Source organism: Vibrio sp. YQ_11, from assembly GCF_043103065.1.
Taxonomy (GTDB): domain Bacteria; phylum Pseudomonadota; class Gammaproteobacteria; order Enterobacterales; family Vibrionaceae; genus Vibrio; species Vibrio parahaemolyticus.
On record NZ_JBICJM010000006.1, the window covers coordinates 153,573 to 168,916 of the forward strand.

Below are 15,344 nucleotides of genomic sequence, written 5' to 3' on the forward strand. Positions count from 1 at the left end.
ATTTCTCCTTAAATACGCTCAATATCTTTGGTACCAAACAGGCCGTATGGCTTGAAGGCAAGAATGATTAACAGCACATAGAAAGGTGCGATGTTGTAAAGGTTACCCACTTGCAGGTATTGGCTATCAAAGAACTCAGCTAAGTTTTCCAGCACCCCGATGGTGATACCACCGACGATTGCGCCAACCACGGAATCCAAGCCACCTAAAATAACCGCTGGGAACACTTTGATGCCGATGATAGATAGCGCGTCAGAAACACCGTTTACAATCCCGATAACAATCCCTGCTGTCGCGGATACCATCGCCGAAATAGCCCAACTGATGGCGAACACTTTCTTGATGGAAATGCCAAGACTCTGGGCGACCTGCTGGTTAAATGCCGTCGCTCGCATCGCCAAACCCATTTTGCTGAATTTGAAGAACCAGTAGAACGCGCCCATGATGATCATCGAAAAGATCAAACTGAGGATGTAAGCAAATTCAACGTTCAAACCACCAATATTGACGACGTTAGTTTCGAATACCTGTGGGTACGACACCGCAGACACACCAAACATCCATTTCATCAGTGCTTGGAAGAACATCGACAAACCAATCGTCACCATAATCACCGAGATGATCGGCTCACCAATCAACGGCCTGAGCACAATGGTTTGCACCGCAATACCAAACACCATCATAAAGGCGAGCGTGAGTAAAAAGCCGACGAAAAACGGCAGTTGTAGATGCACCAATGCTGCCCAACACACCCACGCGCCGATCAGTAGAAACTCACCCTGAGCAAAGTTCACCACCTGAGTTGATTTGTAAATCAGTACAAAGCACATGGCGACCACGCCATACAACATGCCGACGATCACGCCATTAATGACGAGTTGCAGTAATAAATCCGTATTCACTATGCGATCCTCCGTTGTTCGCTATCCACCAGTGTCAGCTCATGTTGAATAAGCGTTTCTATCACCAGCGACGTTTGAATGCGTGTATTGGTTCCATCCTGATAAGTGATCACCGTATCGACGTCCACAGTCGGCGCAGCGCTGTAAATGGTTTCGATGATGTCACCGTATTTCTCGGCAACCACACCACGACGCACTTTACGTGTACGAGTCAACTCGCCGTCATCGGCGTCCAGCTCTTTATAAAGCAGAATGAATTTGCTGATTTTCTGCGCGTCTGGCAGTGATTCATTCACTTTCAGCACTTCTTCACGAATCGCTTTATAGACTTCAGGTTGCGAAGAAAGGTTGGTGTAGTTGGTGAATGCAATCCCTTTTTGCTCTGCCCACTTGGCGACGATCGCGTAACGGATACAGATAATTGCAGAGAGCCAAGGTCGGCCTTTGCCCACCACCACCGCTTCTGCGATAAATGGCGAGAACTTGAGTTTGTTTTCAATAAACTGCGGAGAGTAACGGTCGCCGTGGCTGGTTTCCGACATGTCTTTCAAACGGTCGATAACGACTAAGTGACCAGAATCTTTAAAGTAGCCCGCATCGCCTGTGTGCATCCAACCATCTTGAACATCTTCATCGTACGCCGCTTGGTTATTGAGATAGCCGGTAAACATGCCGGTACTTTTCGCGATGATCTCACCCACCCCGTTGCTGTCTGGGTTGATGACTTTCACGTCTGCATTGTCAAACGCAACGCCGACTGAATCGTAATCCACGTCATCGGATTGGTGTACGGTGTACGCGCCACACATTTCGGTCTGACCATAAAGCTGTTTGAGTGGCACACCGATCGCTTGCAGGTAACGGAACGTATCTGGCCCCATTGCCGCACCACCGGTAGCCGCAGAAGACAGATTCGAGAAACCTAAACGGTCGCGTAGAGCGCGCAGAAGAATCCATTCCGCCAGCTTAGAGCGTTTGCCTTGATCCAGCGCTTTGTTCGCTAAGCTCATACCGAGTTTGTACATCTTCTGCTTGAACGGTGTGGAATCCATCATGCGTGCAGACACATCAGCCACAATGTTTTCCCACACGCGCGGTGCCAGTAACACAAAGTTCGGGCCAATCTCGCGTAAGTCCGACATCATGGTTTCTTGCTCTTCAACAAAGTTGACGATTTGACGCGAAATCAACGCCTGACCAACCACATACACCTGCTCCATGATCCAAGGAAGAGGCAGTACAGAAACGTAGTTGTCACCCGGAGAGCGTGGGTCCGCACGCAAGTAAGCCGCACAGTGATCTAAGAACGTGCCGCTGTGAAGTTGCGCCAATTTCGGTTTGGACGTCGTACCCGAAGTGGTACAAAGAATCGAGAGATCACTGCCTTTGGTTGCGGCAACCATATTGAGATACTTATCTGGGTTAGCTTTATCGATCAGCTGCCCTTTTTTGTAAACCTGCTCAACATCAATCAGTCGCGGATCATCGTATTTGCGCATCCCGCGTGGATCGCAGTAAATGATGTATTCCACACTTGGAATTTCATCGCCTAGCTCAAGCAATTTGTCGCATTGCTCTTCATCTTCGGCAATCACAACTTTCGCTTTCGCGTAATTGATTAAGTACGCCACTTCCTCATGCATGGAATCTTGATAGATACCCAGTGAATAGCCTTTGATCGCGTGCGCAGCCAGTTCACCCCACACCCATTCAGGTCGGTTGTCACCTAACAGGCCAACCACATCTTGCTCGCCGATGCCTAAATCTTGTAGCGATAATGCCATCCACTTGACTCGGTTTTCGTAATCCTGCCAAGTAAACTCTCGCCAAATACCGAACTCTTTCTCACGCATTGCCACTTGCTCTGGCCAGTGCTTGGCATTGTGCTGCAACACTTTTGGAAAGGTATCTAAGCTGGTTATATCTGCCCAATCATTATGTTGCTGTGCCATTATGCACTCTCCTCTAATGTCGGTAGTTCTTCACCCAAATAAGCCTGTTTCACGTGTGGGTTCGCCATCACTTCTTCCGGTTCGCCCATTGCAATGTGTTTACCAAAATCCAAAACCAACACGCGATTGGAGATATCCATCACCACTCCCATGTCGTGTTCGATCATGATGATGGTGATGTCGAGTTCTTCATTCAGATCCATGATGTAACGTGCCATGTCTTCCTTTTCTTCAAGGTTCATACCGGCCATCGGCTCATCGAGTAAAAGAAGTTTTGGTCTTAACGCTATTGCGCGCGCAAGCTCGACACGTTTACGTAAACCGTAAGAAAGCGTGCCAGCGGTGGCTTTGCGGATGTGTTGGATTTCAAGAAAATCGATGACATCTTCCACGTATTTGCGGTGCGCCATCTCTTCTTTTTGCGCGTTAGAGAACCAGTAAAGCGGGCCTGTCACGAAGTTGTTTTTCAACAGGTGGTGTCGGCCAACCATGATGTTGTCGAGCACAGACATGTGTGAAAAGAGGGCTAAGTTTTGGAAGGTTCTGCCCAGACCTAACTCAGCGCGTTGGCTCGGGGTACGTTTGGTTACGTCGTTTCCAGCAAAGATGACCGACCCTTTGTTCGGAGTGTATCGGCCAGAGATGCAGTTGAGCATCGAAGTTTTACCTGCACCATTGGGACCGATGATTGAGAAAATTTCCTTCTCGTTCACATGGAAGCTCACGTCGGTTAACGCTTTCACCCCACCAAAGGCCAATGAAATATCGTTTACCTGCAAAAGAGGTGTTTCCGATACCATAGTTGATCTCCCTTTCATTTTGAGTGCGTTTCCTTGAGCACTATTTCGATATCAAACTTCACTTTGATACTGGTAACCGCTTCTACACCTATGCATCAACTTTTCATTCAGTTTACGTAAACGTCAATTTAAAATCAGAATAGTGCCTTGAAGATTAAGTTGCAATCGAGTTCACCGATAAAGATTTGAACTGACGCAAACTTTAAGTAAATAAGTTGTTAATAAAAATTATTCTCAGACCACTACATATTTGGGTAGTTGGGACCACCACCACCTTCAGGAGGCGTCCAGGTGATGTTTTGACTTGGGTCTTTGATATCGCAGGTTTTACAGTGAATACAGTTCGCCGCATTAATCTGTAATTCGGCTTGCTCTGCACCTTCTACAATTTCATACACCCCAGCAGGACAGTAGCGTTGAGCGGGCTCGGCATAGAGCGCCAAGTTCTGTTCGATAGGAATGCGCTGGCTGGCAAGCTGCAAATGACACGGTTGGTCTTCTTCATGGAAAATATTGGATAAATAGACGGAAGAAAGACGGTCGAAACTCAACACGCCATCAGGTTTTGGGTAGACAATCTCGTGGCTGTTTGCCGCCAGAATCAAAGACTGATGATCGGGATGTTCACAACGGACATTCCACTTTGCTTTGCCTTTTAACACGTTGTGTTCCAACATCGCTAAACCACCACCTAACCAAGAGCCAAAACGGTGTATTCCGCTAGAGAAGTTGCGTGCTTGATAAAGCTCTTCATATAGCCATGACTGTTTGAAATGGCTTTGGTAGTCGGCAATAACCGATTGATTTGAAACCGCTTCAAAAACGGCTTCAGCGGCGAGTATTCCCGACTTCATCGCGGTATGCGTGCCTTTGATTTTCGCGCTATTGAGCGTGCCAGCATCACAGCCAATCAATAGTCCACCCGCAAATTGTTGTGTAGGAAGGGAGTGAAAACCACCTTTGGTAATGGCTCTCGCACCATAGCTGATGCGTTTACCATTTTTTAGGTACTGTTCAATCATCGGGTGATGTTTAAAACGTTGAAATTCGTCAAACGGACTCAGGTGGGGATTTTCGTAATTAAGGTCAACAATCAGGCCAACTGCGACTTGGTTGCCCTCAAGATGATAAAGATAACTGCCACCACTGGCTTCGTTTGCCAACGGCCAACCTAATCCATGAACAACCAATCCTTGCTGATGTTGCTCTGCAGGTATTTCCCACAGCTCTTTAAAGCCAATCGCATAGTGCTGTGGCGTTTTATCTTCAGCGAGATTAAATTTGTTAATCAATTGCTTACCAATATGGCCACGAGCCCCTTCAGCAAACAGAGTAAACTTAGCTCGAAGTTCGATACCCGGCTCGAAATTGGCTTTTTGCTCGCCGTTTTTGTCGAGCCCCATATCTCCTGTGATCACGCCACAAACACGGTTTTGTTCATCAATAATGGCTCGGTTAGCACTAAAGCCAGGGTAGATTTCTACGCCTAGGTTTTCTGCTTGCGATGCCATCCAACGGCACAAATTACCTAAACTGATGATGTAATTACCATCGTTATGCAGCGTATTCGGCACCGCCCACGTTGGCAGTTCATGGCCATTAAGTTCGTTACTTAAATAGTAAGTTTTATCTTGATTGACTTTGGTATTGAGCGGCGCGTCCTTTTCTTTCCAATCCGGAAACAACTCATCCAAACTGCGCGTTTCAAACACCGCGCCAGAGAGAATGTGCGCCCCCACTTCCGAACCTTTCTCTACAACACAAACTGAGATTTCTTGGTCTTTTTCCATTGCCAACTGTTTGACGCGACAGGCAGCAGACAAGCCCGCCGGGCCCGCACCAACAATCAGAACATCAAACTCCATGCAGTCTCTTTCCATGGTTGTATTCCCTTCTTTCTTTGCATGTTGCCAACTTGTTAATCAACAATATATTTAAAGTTGACGCAAACGTAAAGGTAAATTAACATCAATTTAAAGACGTCAACACATAGTCTTCACTGTAAAAAGGAATCTAACGTGAAAATACTAGTGCCAATTAAAAGGGTCATTGATCCCTACATTAAGGTCCGTGTTAAACCGGACAACAGCGATGTTGAAACCAATAACGTCAAGATGACTATCAACCCGTTTTGCGAAATCGCCGTTGAAGAAGCGGTGCGACTAAAAGAGCAAGGGATTGCAGAAGAAGTCATCGTTGTGAGTGCTGGCGGCACACAATGTCAGGAACAATTGCGCACGGCCCTAGCACTAGGAGCAGATCGCGCGATTCATATCGACACGGCGGACAAGATTGAGCCGCTCGTGGTGTCCAAGTTGCTCAAAGCGATTGTTGAACAAGAGCAAGCCCAACTGGTGATCACCGGCAAACAATCGATCGATACGGACAACAACCAAGTCGCGCAGATGCTGGCCGCTTTGCTTGACTGGCCTCAGGCTACTTTTGCATCAGATGTAAAAATTGAAGACCAAAAAGTGCAAGTTGTGCGAGAAGTTGATGGTGGATTGATGACGGTAGCAATGAACTTGCCAGCGGTGATCAGCACTGATTTGCGTTTAAACGAACCTCGCTTCGCTTCCCTACCTAATATCATGAAGGCCAAACGTAAGCCCCTCGACACGATCACACCAGAGAGCTTGGGCGTTGAAGTTGTGTTTAGCCAAACCATCACGGAAGTTACCCCACCAGCGCAAAGAAAAGCCGGTATCAAAGTGGAGTCTGTTTCAGAACTTCTCGATAAGCTACGTAACGAAGCGAAGGTGATTTCATGAAGAATCTAATTATTGCAGAACATGACAACAACCAACTGCACGCCGATACGTTGAAAGTCGTGAATGCCGCAAGTCAAGCGGGCCAAGATAACACATTGCTCGTGATTGGTTATCAATGTGAAGAAGTCGCTCAGCAAGCGAGCCGCGTCAATGGTATTGCAAAAGTGATTTGCATTGACGACGAATCGCTGGTGCACCAATTCGCGGAAAATATCGCACCAGTTGTTGTAGGACTTGCCGACAGCTTTGATGGCATTTGGGCTAACTCATCATCCAAAGGCAAAGATCTTGCGCCACGTATCGCCGCTAAATGTGGTGTTGGGCAAATCTCTGACATCGTTCAAGTGGTGGATGACAAAACGTTTATACGCCCAATTTATGCGGGCAACGCTTTCGCTAAAGTGACTTCAAATGACAAATTACGTGTGGTCACCGTGCGCGCATCTGCTTTTGATCCTGTTGCTTGCAACAGCCAAGTCGATATTGAACATCAGCAAACCTCGGCTCAATCTCCCGTTGTAGAGTTAGTTGCTATCGACAAGACCGTTTCTGAGCGCCCTGAACTCACCGCTGCGGAAATCGTGATTTCTGGCGGTCGTGGTGTGGGCAGCAAAGAGAACTTCGAACTTATCGAAAAAGTCGCCGACAAACTCGGCGCAGCGATTGGCGCGTCTCGCGCTGCTGTCGATGCAGGTTTTGTCGCTAACGACTTACAAGTCGGTCAAACCGGCAAAATCGTCGCGCCTAAGCTTTACATTGCCGTCGGGATCTCTGGTGCAATCCAACACCTTGCCGGCATGAAAGAGTCGAAAGTGATTGTTGCGATCAACAAAGATCCGGACTCCCCTATCTTCGAAGTGGCAGATTATGGGTTAGTCGGCGATCTGTTTGAGATATTGCCTCAGCTCGCTGAACAGCTATAAATAAACCGACTAAGGGCGAGCATGATGATGCTCGCCCTTTTTGATCAACGTAAGTTAACAATGGATTGAATATAGAGGGAACTATGCCAAGCCAAACTCCTATTTGGTCGCCATCTGCTGAGCGAGTCAGAGACAGTAACCTGCTTCGATTTATCGAGAGCACTAATGTACGAAGCAGCACAAGTAATGATATTAGCGATTATGCGTCATTACACCGCTGGTCTATTGAACACAATGACGCATTTTGGCAACACACTTGGCAATTTTGTAAAGTCGTTGGCAAGTTAGGTTCACAAGTCAAAAGTTTAGGCGAGCCAAAATGGAGCGATTCAAACTCACCAAATATCAACAGAGATACGGTTTGGTTCTGCGATACAACCCTTAACTACGCTCAGAATTTACTTGTACACGCTGAGCAATCACCAGAGCGACAATTGATTGTTTTCAGCAATGAAAGTGGCGAGCAAAAACAGCTCTCTGGTCAACAGTTGATTGAGCAAGTGTCCATCGTCCAACAATGGTTGATTGCAAATGGTGTCGGCAAAGGAGATGTCGTGGCGGCCTACTTGCCCTACCTTCCTGAGACCGTAATCGCGATGCTTGCGACCACCAGTCTCGGTGCTATTTGGACATCGACCTCTCCAGACTTTGGCGTCGACAGCGTGTTAGAGCGTTTCGGCCAAGTGGCCCCCAAAGTATTGTTTTGTTGTAATGGCTACCAATTTGGCGGCAAGATCTTCGATATGACGCAAAAAAACCGAGCGATTAGCAGCAAACTCGGAAACACCATCAGCGTTTGCCAAATTGACTATTTAACGCCAAGCAGCGAATTAAAACCAAGAGACGAACGATCCGACTCCGACTTCGTCACATGGAACGAGTTGTCTGAACACATTGCTCCACAAGCTATTCGCTACCAACCAGTACTGTTTAATGACCCGTTATTCATTTTATATTCGTCAGGAACCACAGGGCAGCCTAAGTGCATTGTCCATTCCGTAGGTGGAACCTTACTCAATCATTTGAAAGAACATCAGCTGCACTGCGATGTTAAACCACTCGACAAGGTTTTCTACTACACCACTTGTGGTTGGATGATGTGGAACTGGCATGTTTCCGCACTCGCGAGCGGAGCCACGTTGGTGATTTACGACGGTAGCCCCGTGTCCCCCGACCATTCTGTGCTTTGGCGCTTGGCGGAAGAACAGTCGGTGTCACTGTTTGGCACCTCTGCAAAGTATCTCGAAGCGCTTGAGCAAGCCAATTATTCGCCTCGGTCAGAACATAATTTGGATTCGCTGAAGACCTTATGCTCTACAGGTTCCGTGCTCTATCCAGAGCAGTTCAGTTACGTTTATCAACATATCAAACAGGATTTACACTTAGCTTCCATCGCTGGCGGAACCGACATTTGTGGCTGCTTTGTTCTTGGTAACCCGATCTCTCCCGTCTACAAAGGGGAATGCCAAGGTGCGGGGCTCGGCAACAAGGTAAAAGTGCTTGATGACGCAGGACGCGAAGTAGTTTCACAACGCGGAGAACTGACATGTAACAACTCGCTGCCAAACTTTCCTATCGGCTTTTGGCATGACAATGGCGAACGTTATCACGATGCTTACTGGAGCAAATTTGCGGATACTTGGCACCACGGTGATGACGTCATGCAAACCGAAAACGACGGCTTTATCTTCTACGGCCGAAGTGACGCAACGCTCAATCCCGGCGGAGTACGTATTGGCACAGCAGAAATCTATCAACAAGTGAACGCGCTATCGGGTATCGAAGATTCGATTGCCGTCGGTAAGTTGAGCCAGCAATCTGAAGAGATCTGGTTATTCGTCAAATTAAGCCAAAGTGTTGAGTTAACGCCACAACTGAGTGACTTGATCCGCCAAACGTTGAAAGCGAACTGCTCACCGCGACATGTCCCGCGCAAGATCTTCGCACTCAGTGATATTCCACGAACGCGTTCCGGCAAAACGGTTGAACTGGCAGTAAAGCAGGTCGTGAATGGTCAGACAGTTAAAAATATCGGCGCAATTGCGAATCCAGAGGTTTTGGAAGCGATAGCGGCAATTGCCGTTGAAACACAGCCCGCACTGACCAATGCGCTATAAAAAAGAGCCGCTATTGCGGCTCTTACTATTTCAATTTATTCGAAGTTTTAAATTACTTCTCTTTACCAAATACGTTGTTCTCTTGCTCTTGTACACGGATGAAAGTCGTACGCTTCGTTAGTTCTTTCAGCTTCGCTGCGCCTACGTAGGTACAAGTTGAACGCACACCACCAAGGATATCTGAGATCGTGCCGTGAACACTGCCACGATATGGCAATAGTACGGTTTTACCTTCAGCGGCACGGTACTTAGCCACGCCACCTGAATGCTTGTCCATTGCCGACTGAGAAGACATGCCGTAGAACTTCATGAAAGTCTCACCATCTTTCTCGATGATCTCGCCGCCTGACTCTTCGTGACCCGCTAACATACCGCCAAGCATCACGAAGTCTGCACCGCCGCCAAACGCTTTTGATACGTCACCCGCGCATGAACAACCACCGTCACCGATGATCATACCACCCAGGCCGTGCGCCGCATCTCCACACTCAATGATTGCAGAAAGCTGAGGATAACCCACACCCGTTTTGACACGAGTAGTACATACTGAACCTGGGCCAATGCCCACTTTTACGATGTCTGCGCCAGCAAGAATAAGCTCTTCACACATATCACCAGTAACCACGTTACCCGCAGAAATCACTTTGTCTGGAAACTCTGCACGTACACGCTCTACGTACTCAACTAAATGCTCTGAGTAGCCGTTCGCGATATCAACACAGATAAAGATGAGCTCGTCAGAAAGTGCCATGATGTCTTTTGTTTTTTGGAAATCTGCGTCAGAAGTTCCCGTAGACACCATCACGTTTTTTAGCGTTGCGTTGTCAGCAGATTTTACGAAGTCTGCCCAGTCGTTCACTGTGTAGTGTTTGTGAACGGCTGTCATTACACCATGCTCAGCCAGTGCTTTAGCCATTTCAAAGCTACCAACTGAATCCATGTTCGCTGCGATTACAGGCACACCAGACCATTGACGACCACTATGCTTGAATGTAAAATCGCGGGTTAAATTTACTTGAGAACGGCTTTTCAGGGTAGAACGTTTCGGGCGAAACAGTACATCTTTAAAACCTAACTTAAGTTCTTGTTCGATACGCATTGTGTAATTCCTTGATTCATATGTATATGTGTCATCTCAGAGTGCGTAGTGAAACCGTTGGCAGACGGGTTCACTGTTCTTCGGACACAAAAAAACCGGAGCGTTGGCAGACGCTCCGGTTTTCAGCATTATAGGCTGTGATTTCTTTCCTACAAGTCTGATATTTGCATTTTTTTTGTGTTACCATCTTGAAAATCGCATATCAAAAATCCCTTTCAAGACACTCTTTTTTCTTCTTAATTAACAAATTCAACAACTTAAGAAAACCTAAAAGCTAATCCATTGCGCAAACCTTTGCGTCATTCACTTTTATCTTGGCCGATATACCTCTCAAACCTGATTAAAACTCAATCGTTTAACCTTCAATCTCGCGTATACATCTCAAAGATCATTAAAGAAATTTCACTTTTAAAGTCAAATTTTCGCCCGAGATTCAGTTTTTCGCTCGCTGAATATGAGTCGCAGCGCGAAGAGTCTCCACGACATCTGTGGCTAATAATCCCACTTCTCCATGTTTTTCTGCATTGAGATCGGCTGCGTGGCTATGAATCATGACTCCTAATCGCGCTGCGATAGAGATCGGTAAACCTTTGGCAAGCAGTGCACCAATCACACCAGAAAGTACGTCACCCATTCCGCCCGTCGCCATGCCCGGATTACCTGCGAGGCACACATACATTCTGACACCATCAAAAACCAGCGTTCCTGCACCTTTTAACACCACTACGCCACCATAGCGTTCTTGCAGTTGGCGTGCTGCGGAATATCGATCACTTTCAATCTGTTTAGTGGTCACATTTAACAAACGAGCGGCTTCTCCCGGATGAGGAGTGATGACGCGTTGGTTGTCACACACCAATGTGCCATCACATCGTTGACTTAACATTGCCAGAATATTTAGACCATCCGCATCCACAACTTTCGGCTTTTGTTCTTGAGATAGGTATTGATAAGCTTGATACGCCCACTCATCGTCGCCAAAACCGGGGCCAAACACCAAAACATCCGCCCAGCGAATACGCTTAGTGAGCTCGTTTTCCGTATCTCTGAGTAAATCCGTGGTTATGCTTTGACTCATCACTTCTGGGCAACTGACCTGCAGAGGGATGAAACTATCTGGGTGCGTAATACTTGCTGTTAACCCTGCCCCGCTTCGAACCGCCGCAGACGCGCACAAACGGATTGCGCCAGACATACCTTGATTCCCGCCGACGCAAAGTAATTTACCGTTATCGCCTTTGTGAGCGGTCGCTTTTGGCTTTGGGAGCAAACGAGGGATGACTTTATGGTCAATACCCAGTGCGCTTTCTTCTTCTATGGCATCGAATTCCACGTTGACGCCCAAACCACAAAAGTGCAGCTCGCCAATTCGGTCTCTCGCTTGAGCGGTACATAACCCTTGCTTAACGCCGATGAAGGTAACTGTATGGTCAGCTTGGATTGCGTCACCTAAAACTGAGCCAGTGTTAGCGCACAAGCCGGACGGGATATCGACCGCAATAACAGGACACTGAATTTGGTTGATCTGCTCTATGTAGCGACGATATTCAGTTCGGACTTCGCCCTTTAGCCCCGTGCCTAACATAGCGTCGATGATCACTTCCGCTTCAAGTAACGCAGTATTCCAATCATCCCAACTGCTGTTTTTACCATCAACGGTTTGCCAGTCTTGATACGCACGCAAAGCATCGCCCTGAAGCTGCGTTACATCACCAATTTGAAAAACTTGAACATTCAGCTGAGCTTGTTTTGCAAGGGATGCAAACACGTAGCCATCGCCGCCGTTGTTGCCTTTGCCACAAACGACAAGAACGTTTTTCGCTCTTGGGTATAAATGAAGAAATCGTTCATAAACAGCCATGCCAGCACGCTGCATTAAGCTATACATAGAAACGCCTGCCATGTGGGCGGCAACCACTTCTCCGTTTTTGACTTGCTCGGCGGTGTAGAGTTTTAAGGCGAGATTAAAGTCCATATTTACGTTCTGCGCATTGGGGAAACACAATTATAAGTATACAAAAAAGCCAAGGTTCCCCTTGGCTTTTAACGAATAAATTTCAATCGCTATTTATGTTGTGACATCAAGGCTTCTGCTGTCGCGTCTTGGATAGACAAAAACAGTGAGTTGATTTTTCCAGTTGGCGTTCGCATTGGGTTGAGCGTTACGTTCTGGTACATAAACTCCGCCTGTTGTGTAACAGGGCGTACGTTGCGGCAGCGGAACAAATACGGACGTTGACGCCACGTAATAAAGCTTCTGCAACCCAAGTCGTATACGGGTTTCGTCTTCAACTTAAACCATTCCGGCGGGATTTCTGGGAAGATATCGAAGATCGAACGGCCAATTGCCTCATGCGATTGCAAACCGCTGTGGTGCGTCATAAAGCCGTTCCAAACTTGAACATTGTAATCTCGATCAATCACCACCAAACCCATGTCGACGTTCTGTACCATGTCGACCATCCAATGGAATTGTTCAAACTCTGCTGGCATATTCAACATTAGAACTCCTCCATTAAGTATGCGAGTTTGTTGTCAAGCAATGGCAGCGATTCATCAACAAACATAAACAGCAAATCACAGCGAATCGATGTGCCTTCGATGTTGTAGCTCACTTCAAACGTCATTGTGCGTTTGAATGCGCCCGTTGTGGACTCAATAATGGAATCAATCGAAATGTGCTGACCAAGCAATACCGGCGGACTTTGGAAGAAGCGCACTTCTGATTGCTCACCTAAACCATTTAGGAACGAGCCAACCAAGATGTTAGAGATATCCATCAACAACTCGAGTTCTTCAAGCTCTTCACTGTCGGCTGGCACTTTCATCAGCTTTTTCAGATCCGATACGCTAGAGTCACTCAAAATGACCAATGCTTCCCCAGCAATGCCTTCGCCACAAAAACCCTGACAAACGCCTGAGACGTTATCGTGCGATGCCAAGTCACGCAGCGCCATGTGAAGCTCGCTCACTTCAAAGATATTCACGTTTGGTAAAGGCAGTTGAACAAATACATCAAAATGGCGAGCTAACGCGTCGGCAGCTCGGCCGATAGAAACGTTCGCCACTTCCATGTAAATATCGCGTCGGCGGAGAATTGGCAGCTCAATCACGCTTGGTGTGATGATAAGCGGTCGAGGCTCTGGCTCAATCAGCTCTTTGAGGGCGTTTTTTAGCTCATCCTTTGCGATGGGCTTTTGAATAAATGCTTTGGCACCTAACGCGAAAACGCGCTCTTTGGCTTTGGGTTGAATATCCCCCGACACAACCACAACTGGCGTTTTATTTCCTAAACGCTGCATGTTTTCTAAGGTTTCAAAACCGTCCATTTCTGGCATGGTGAGGTCAAGAAACATCAGTTTAAATTCTTTTTGCGCTAATTCTTCAAGCGCATTTTTTCCATGGATAGCAAACGTAATATCCGGATTCAATGTTGCTGGCAGTGATCTAGCCATCTGCTTGCGTGCTAACGCTGAATCATCACAGATGAGTACAGGAAAAGACATTCAATCACCTTTTTATATTCAACAATCTGCGCTGGAGTCTACCAGATTGTTACCGCATATAGTACGAGAAAACTGACGAGGAATTTGTATTTTTTGTTTATGCAGTAAGCATACGCAAGATCAATAGATGAGTGAACCTAGCCAACAAGAAACAACGCATTTCACTGTCGATTTAGTGACATCGAACAAAGCCTACTGACCATTCTCAGACCTTGATACGCATAGGGTTGCGTTTATCTAAGCTCCAGAAAACCGAGAAAAAGTTCGCTACTTGCTAAAGTGAAGGAAAGAGGAAACATCAAAAAAGGCATCTAATAAGATGCCTTAAGTAAAATCACGATGCTAATGCGCTTTCTATGGCACACCGTGACCTTTCGAAGCAACCCAAACTCGATACCATTGCTCGCGAGTCAATTCGATATTCAGTGCATTCACGGCCGTTTGCACACGCTCAATTTTCCCTGAACCAATGATTGGAATTGGCTTAGATGGCAAGCGACGTACCCAAGCGTAAATAACTTGGTCAAAGCTGGTCGCACCCACTTCTTCACGAATCGCTTCTAGCTCGTTACGAACGCGAATCGCTTGCTCGCTTTCCCCACTGAAGATTGAGCCGCCACCTAAGCAAGACCAAGCCATTGGACGCGTTCGCAACATTTGCATTTGGTCCAGCGTTCCATCGTGCGCAACCTCAAAATTAAGCGGGTTGATTTCCACTTGGTTAGTCACAAGAGGTTTACCAAGGCGCGATTGCAGCAATTCGAACTGACGCGGCGTAAAGTTGGACACACCAAAGTGCTTCACTTTGCCTACTTTGTGCAGCTCCGTGAATGCTTCCGCAACTTCATCAGCATCCATCAATACATCTGGACGATGGATCAATAGCACATCGATTTCATCCACATTTAAGCGCTCAAGTGAGTTGTTCACTGATTGGTAAATGTGTGCAGAACTTGTGTCGTAGTGATTAATTTTGCGTTCAGGTGTTTTGTCACCACACAAATTAATGTCACATTTGGTCACGATCTGGATTTGGTCGCGAACACTTTTATCCAAGGCTAACGCTTCACCAAACAACGCTTCACATTCGTAGTTACCGTAAATGTCTGCGTGATCGACCGTAGTGATCCCTAACTCAATATGTTGCTTAAGAAATGACAAACGCTCTTGAGCCGTCATTCCCCAATCTGCCGCACGCCAATATCCTTGAACTAGCTCTGAAAATTCAGGGCCATTTGGTGCAGTCACAACTTTTGCAACCATGGGTTTTCTCC

The 15,344-nt window shown here is 46.9% G+C and carries 12 protein-coding genes; 3 read left to right on the forward strand and 9 right to left on the reverse strand.

The genetic code is table 11. The features are described 5' to 3' along the window. Window positions 1-8: 8 nt before the first annotated feature. The 4 genes from ACF8EG_RS03115 to ACF8EG_RS03130 form a co-directional block, all read right to left on the reverse strand. Window positions 9-902: a branched-chain amino acid ABC transporter permease gene (locus tag ACF8EG_RS03115; protein WP_005463595.1), complete on the reverse strand. Its 894-nt coding sequence runs from the start codon at window positions 900-902 to the stop codon at window positions 9-11. Further along, entirely contained in the window at window positions 902-2,854 is a 1,953-nt protein-coding gene (locus ACF8EG_RS03120) for a long-chain fatty acid--CoA ligase (RefSeq protein ID WP_069506223.1), read from the reverse strand. Before ACF8EG_RS03120 ends, ACF8EG_RS03115 begins: the two co-directional genes overlap by 1 nt. Beyond that, window positions 2,854-3,654 carry an ABC transporter ATP-binding protein gene (locus ACF8EG_RS03125; protein WP_005463591.1) on the reverse strand — a complete coding sequence of 267 codons (801 nt, stop codon included), beginning with the start codon at window positions 3,652-3,654 and terminating at the stop codon, window positions 2,854-2,856. Before ACF8EG_RS03125 ends, ACF8EG_RS03120 begins: the two co-directional genes overlap by 1 nt. 242 nt (window positions 3,655-3,896) lie before the next feature. Then, the gene (locus ACF8EG_RS03130) at window positions 3,897-5,534 is read right to left on the reverse strand and encodes an electron transfer flavoprotein-ubiquinone oxidoreductase (RefSeq protein WP_029837243.1); all 1,638 of its coding nucleotides are present in this window, start codon (window positions 5,532-5,534) and stop codon (window positions 3,897-3,899) included. A gap of 138 nt (window positions 5,535-5,672) precedes the next feature. Here ACF8EG_RS03130 and ACF8EG_RS03135 point away from each other — a divergent pair, with 138 nt between their 5' ends. The 3 genes from ACF8EG_RS03135 to ACF8EG_RS03145 all read left to right on the forward strand — a co-directional run bounded on the left by ACF8EG_RS03135 (window position 5,673) and on the right by ACF8EG_RS03145 (window position 9,465). Then, window positions 5,673-6,425, forward strand: coding sequence for an electron transfer flavoprotein subunit beta/FixA family protein (locus tag ACF8EG_RS03135; protein ID WP_017447395.1), 753 nt, complete (start codon window positions 5,673-5,675; stop codon window positions 6,423-6,425). Then, window positions 6,422-7,348, forward strand: a complete 927-nt coding sequence (locus ACF8EG_RS03140; protein ID WP_029837244.1) for an electron transfer flavoprotein subunit alpha/FixB family protein — start codon at window positions 6,422-6,424, stop codon at window positions 7,346-7,348. Before ACF8EG_RS03135 ends, ACF8EG_RS03140 begins: the two co-directional genes overlap by 4 nt. Window positions 7,349-7,431: 83 nt before the next feature. Further along, the gene (locus ACF8EG_RS03145) at window positions 7,432-9,465 is read left to right on the forward strand and encodes an acetoacetate--CoA ligase (RefSeq protein WP_069506226.1); all 2,034 of its coding nucleotides are present in this window, start codon (window positions 7,432-7,434) and stop codon (window positions 9,463-9,465) included. Between the two features lie 52 nt (window positions 9,466-9,517). Here ACF8EG_RS03145 and ACF8EG_RS03150 read toward each other — a convergent pair whose 3' ends face one another. From ACF8EG_RS03150 to ACF8EG_RS03170, 5 genes are all read right to left on the reverse strand, one after another. Beyond that, complete coding sequence (locus tag ACF8EG_RS03150) at window positions 9,518-10,564, reverse strand: GMP reductase (RefSeq protein WP_015313401.1); 1,047 nt, start codon at window positions 10,562-10,564, stop codon at window positions 9,518-9,520. Window positions 10,565-10,997: 433 nt separating this feature from the next. Beyond that, window positions 10,998-12,539: a bifunctional ADP-dependent NAD(P)H-hydrate dehydratase/NAD(P)H-hydrate epimerase gene (locus ACF8EG_RS03155; RefSeq protein ID WP_069506229.1), complete on the reverse strand. Its 1,542-nt coding sequence runs from the start codon at window positions 12,537-12,539 to the stop codon at window positions 10,998-11,000. An 89-nt stretch (window positions 12,540-12,628) separates the two neighbouring features. Beyond that, window positions 12,629-13,066, reverse strand: a complete 438-nt coding sequence (locus ACF8EG_RS03160; protein WP_005463573.1) for a PAS domain-containing protein — start codon at window positions 13,064-13,066, stop codon at window positions 12,629-12,631. Further along, window positions 13,066-14,070: a response regulator gene (locus tag ACF8EG_RS03165; protein WP_005463571.1), complete on the reverse strand. Its 1,005-nt coding sequence runs from the start codon at window positions 14,068-14,070 to the stop codon at window positions 13,066-13,068. The genes ACF8EG_RS03160 and ACF8EG_RS03165 overlap by 1 nt, the downstream gene beginning before the upstream one ends. A gap of 354 nt (window positions 14,071-14,424) precedes the next feature. After that, window positions 14,425-15,333, reverse strand: coding sequence for an aldo/keto reductase family oxidoreductase (locus ACF8EG_RS03170; RefSeq protein WP_025817402.1), 909 nt, complete (start codon window positions 15,331-15,333; stop codon window positions 14,425-14,427). Window positions 15,334-15,344: the final 11 nt, after the last annotated feature.

Excerpts from the sequence above, each read along its gene's own strand:
- ACF8EG_RS03120 (WP_069506223.1), bottom strand. The coding sequence starts at position 2,854 with ATGGCACAGCAACATAATGATTGGGCAGATATAACCAGCTTAGATACC.
- ACF8EG_RS03125 (WP_005463591.1), bottom strand. The coding sequence starts at position 3,654 with ATGGTATCGGAAACACCTCTTTTGCAGGTAAACGATATTTCATTGGCC.
- ACF8EG_RS03130 (WP_029837243.1), bottom strand. The coding sequence starts at position 5,534 with ATGGAAAGAGACTGCATGGAGTTTGATGTTCTGATTGTTGGTGCGGGC.
- ACF8EG_RS03140 (WP_029837244.1), top strand. The coding sequence starts at position 6,422 with ATGAAGAATCTAATTATTGCAGAACATGACAACAACCAACTGCACGCC.
- ACF8EG_RS03145 (WP_069506226.1), top strand. The coding sequence starts at position 7,432 with ATGCCAAGCCAAACTCCTATTTGGTCGCCATCTGCTGAGCGAGTCAGA.
- ACF8EG_RS03150 (WP_015313401.1), bottom strand. The coding sequence starts at position 10,564 with ATGCGTATCGAACAAGAACTTAAGTTAGGTTTTAAAGATGTACTGTTT.
- ACF8EG_RS03155 (WP_069506229.1), bottom strand. The coding sequence starts at position 12,539 with ATGGACTTTAATCTCGCCTTAAAACTCTACACCGCCGAGCAAGTCAAA.
- ACF8EG_RS03160 (WP_005463573.1), bottom strand. The coding sequence starts at position 13,066 with ATGTTGAATATGCCAGCAGAGTTTGAACAATTCCATTGGATGGTCGAC.
- ACF8EG_RS03165 (WP_005463571.1), bottom strand. The coding sequence starts at position 14,070 with ATGTCTTTTCCTGTACTCATCTGTGATGATTCAGCGTTAGCACGCAAG.
- ACF8EG_RS03170 (WP_025817402.1), bottom strand. The coding sequence starts at position 15,333 with ATGGTTGCAAAAGTTGTGACTGCACCAAATGGCCCTGAATTTTCAGAG.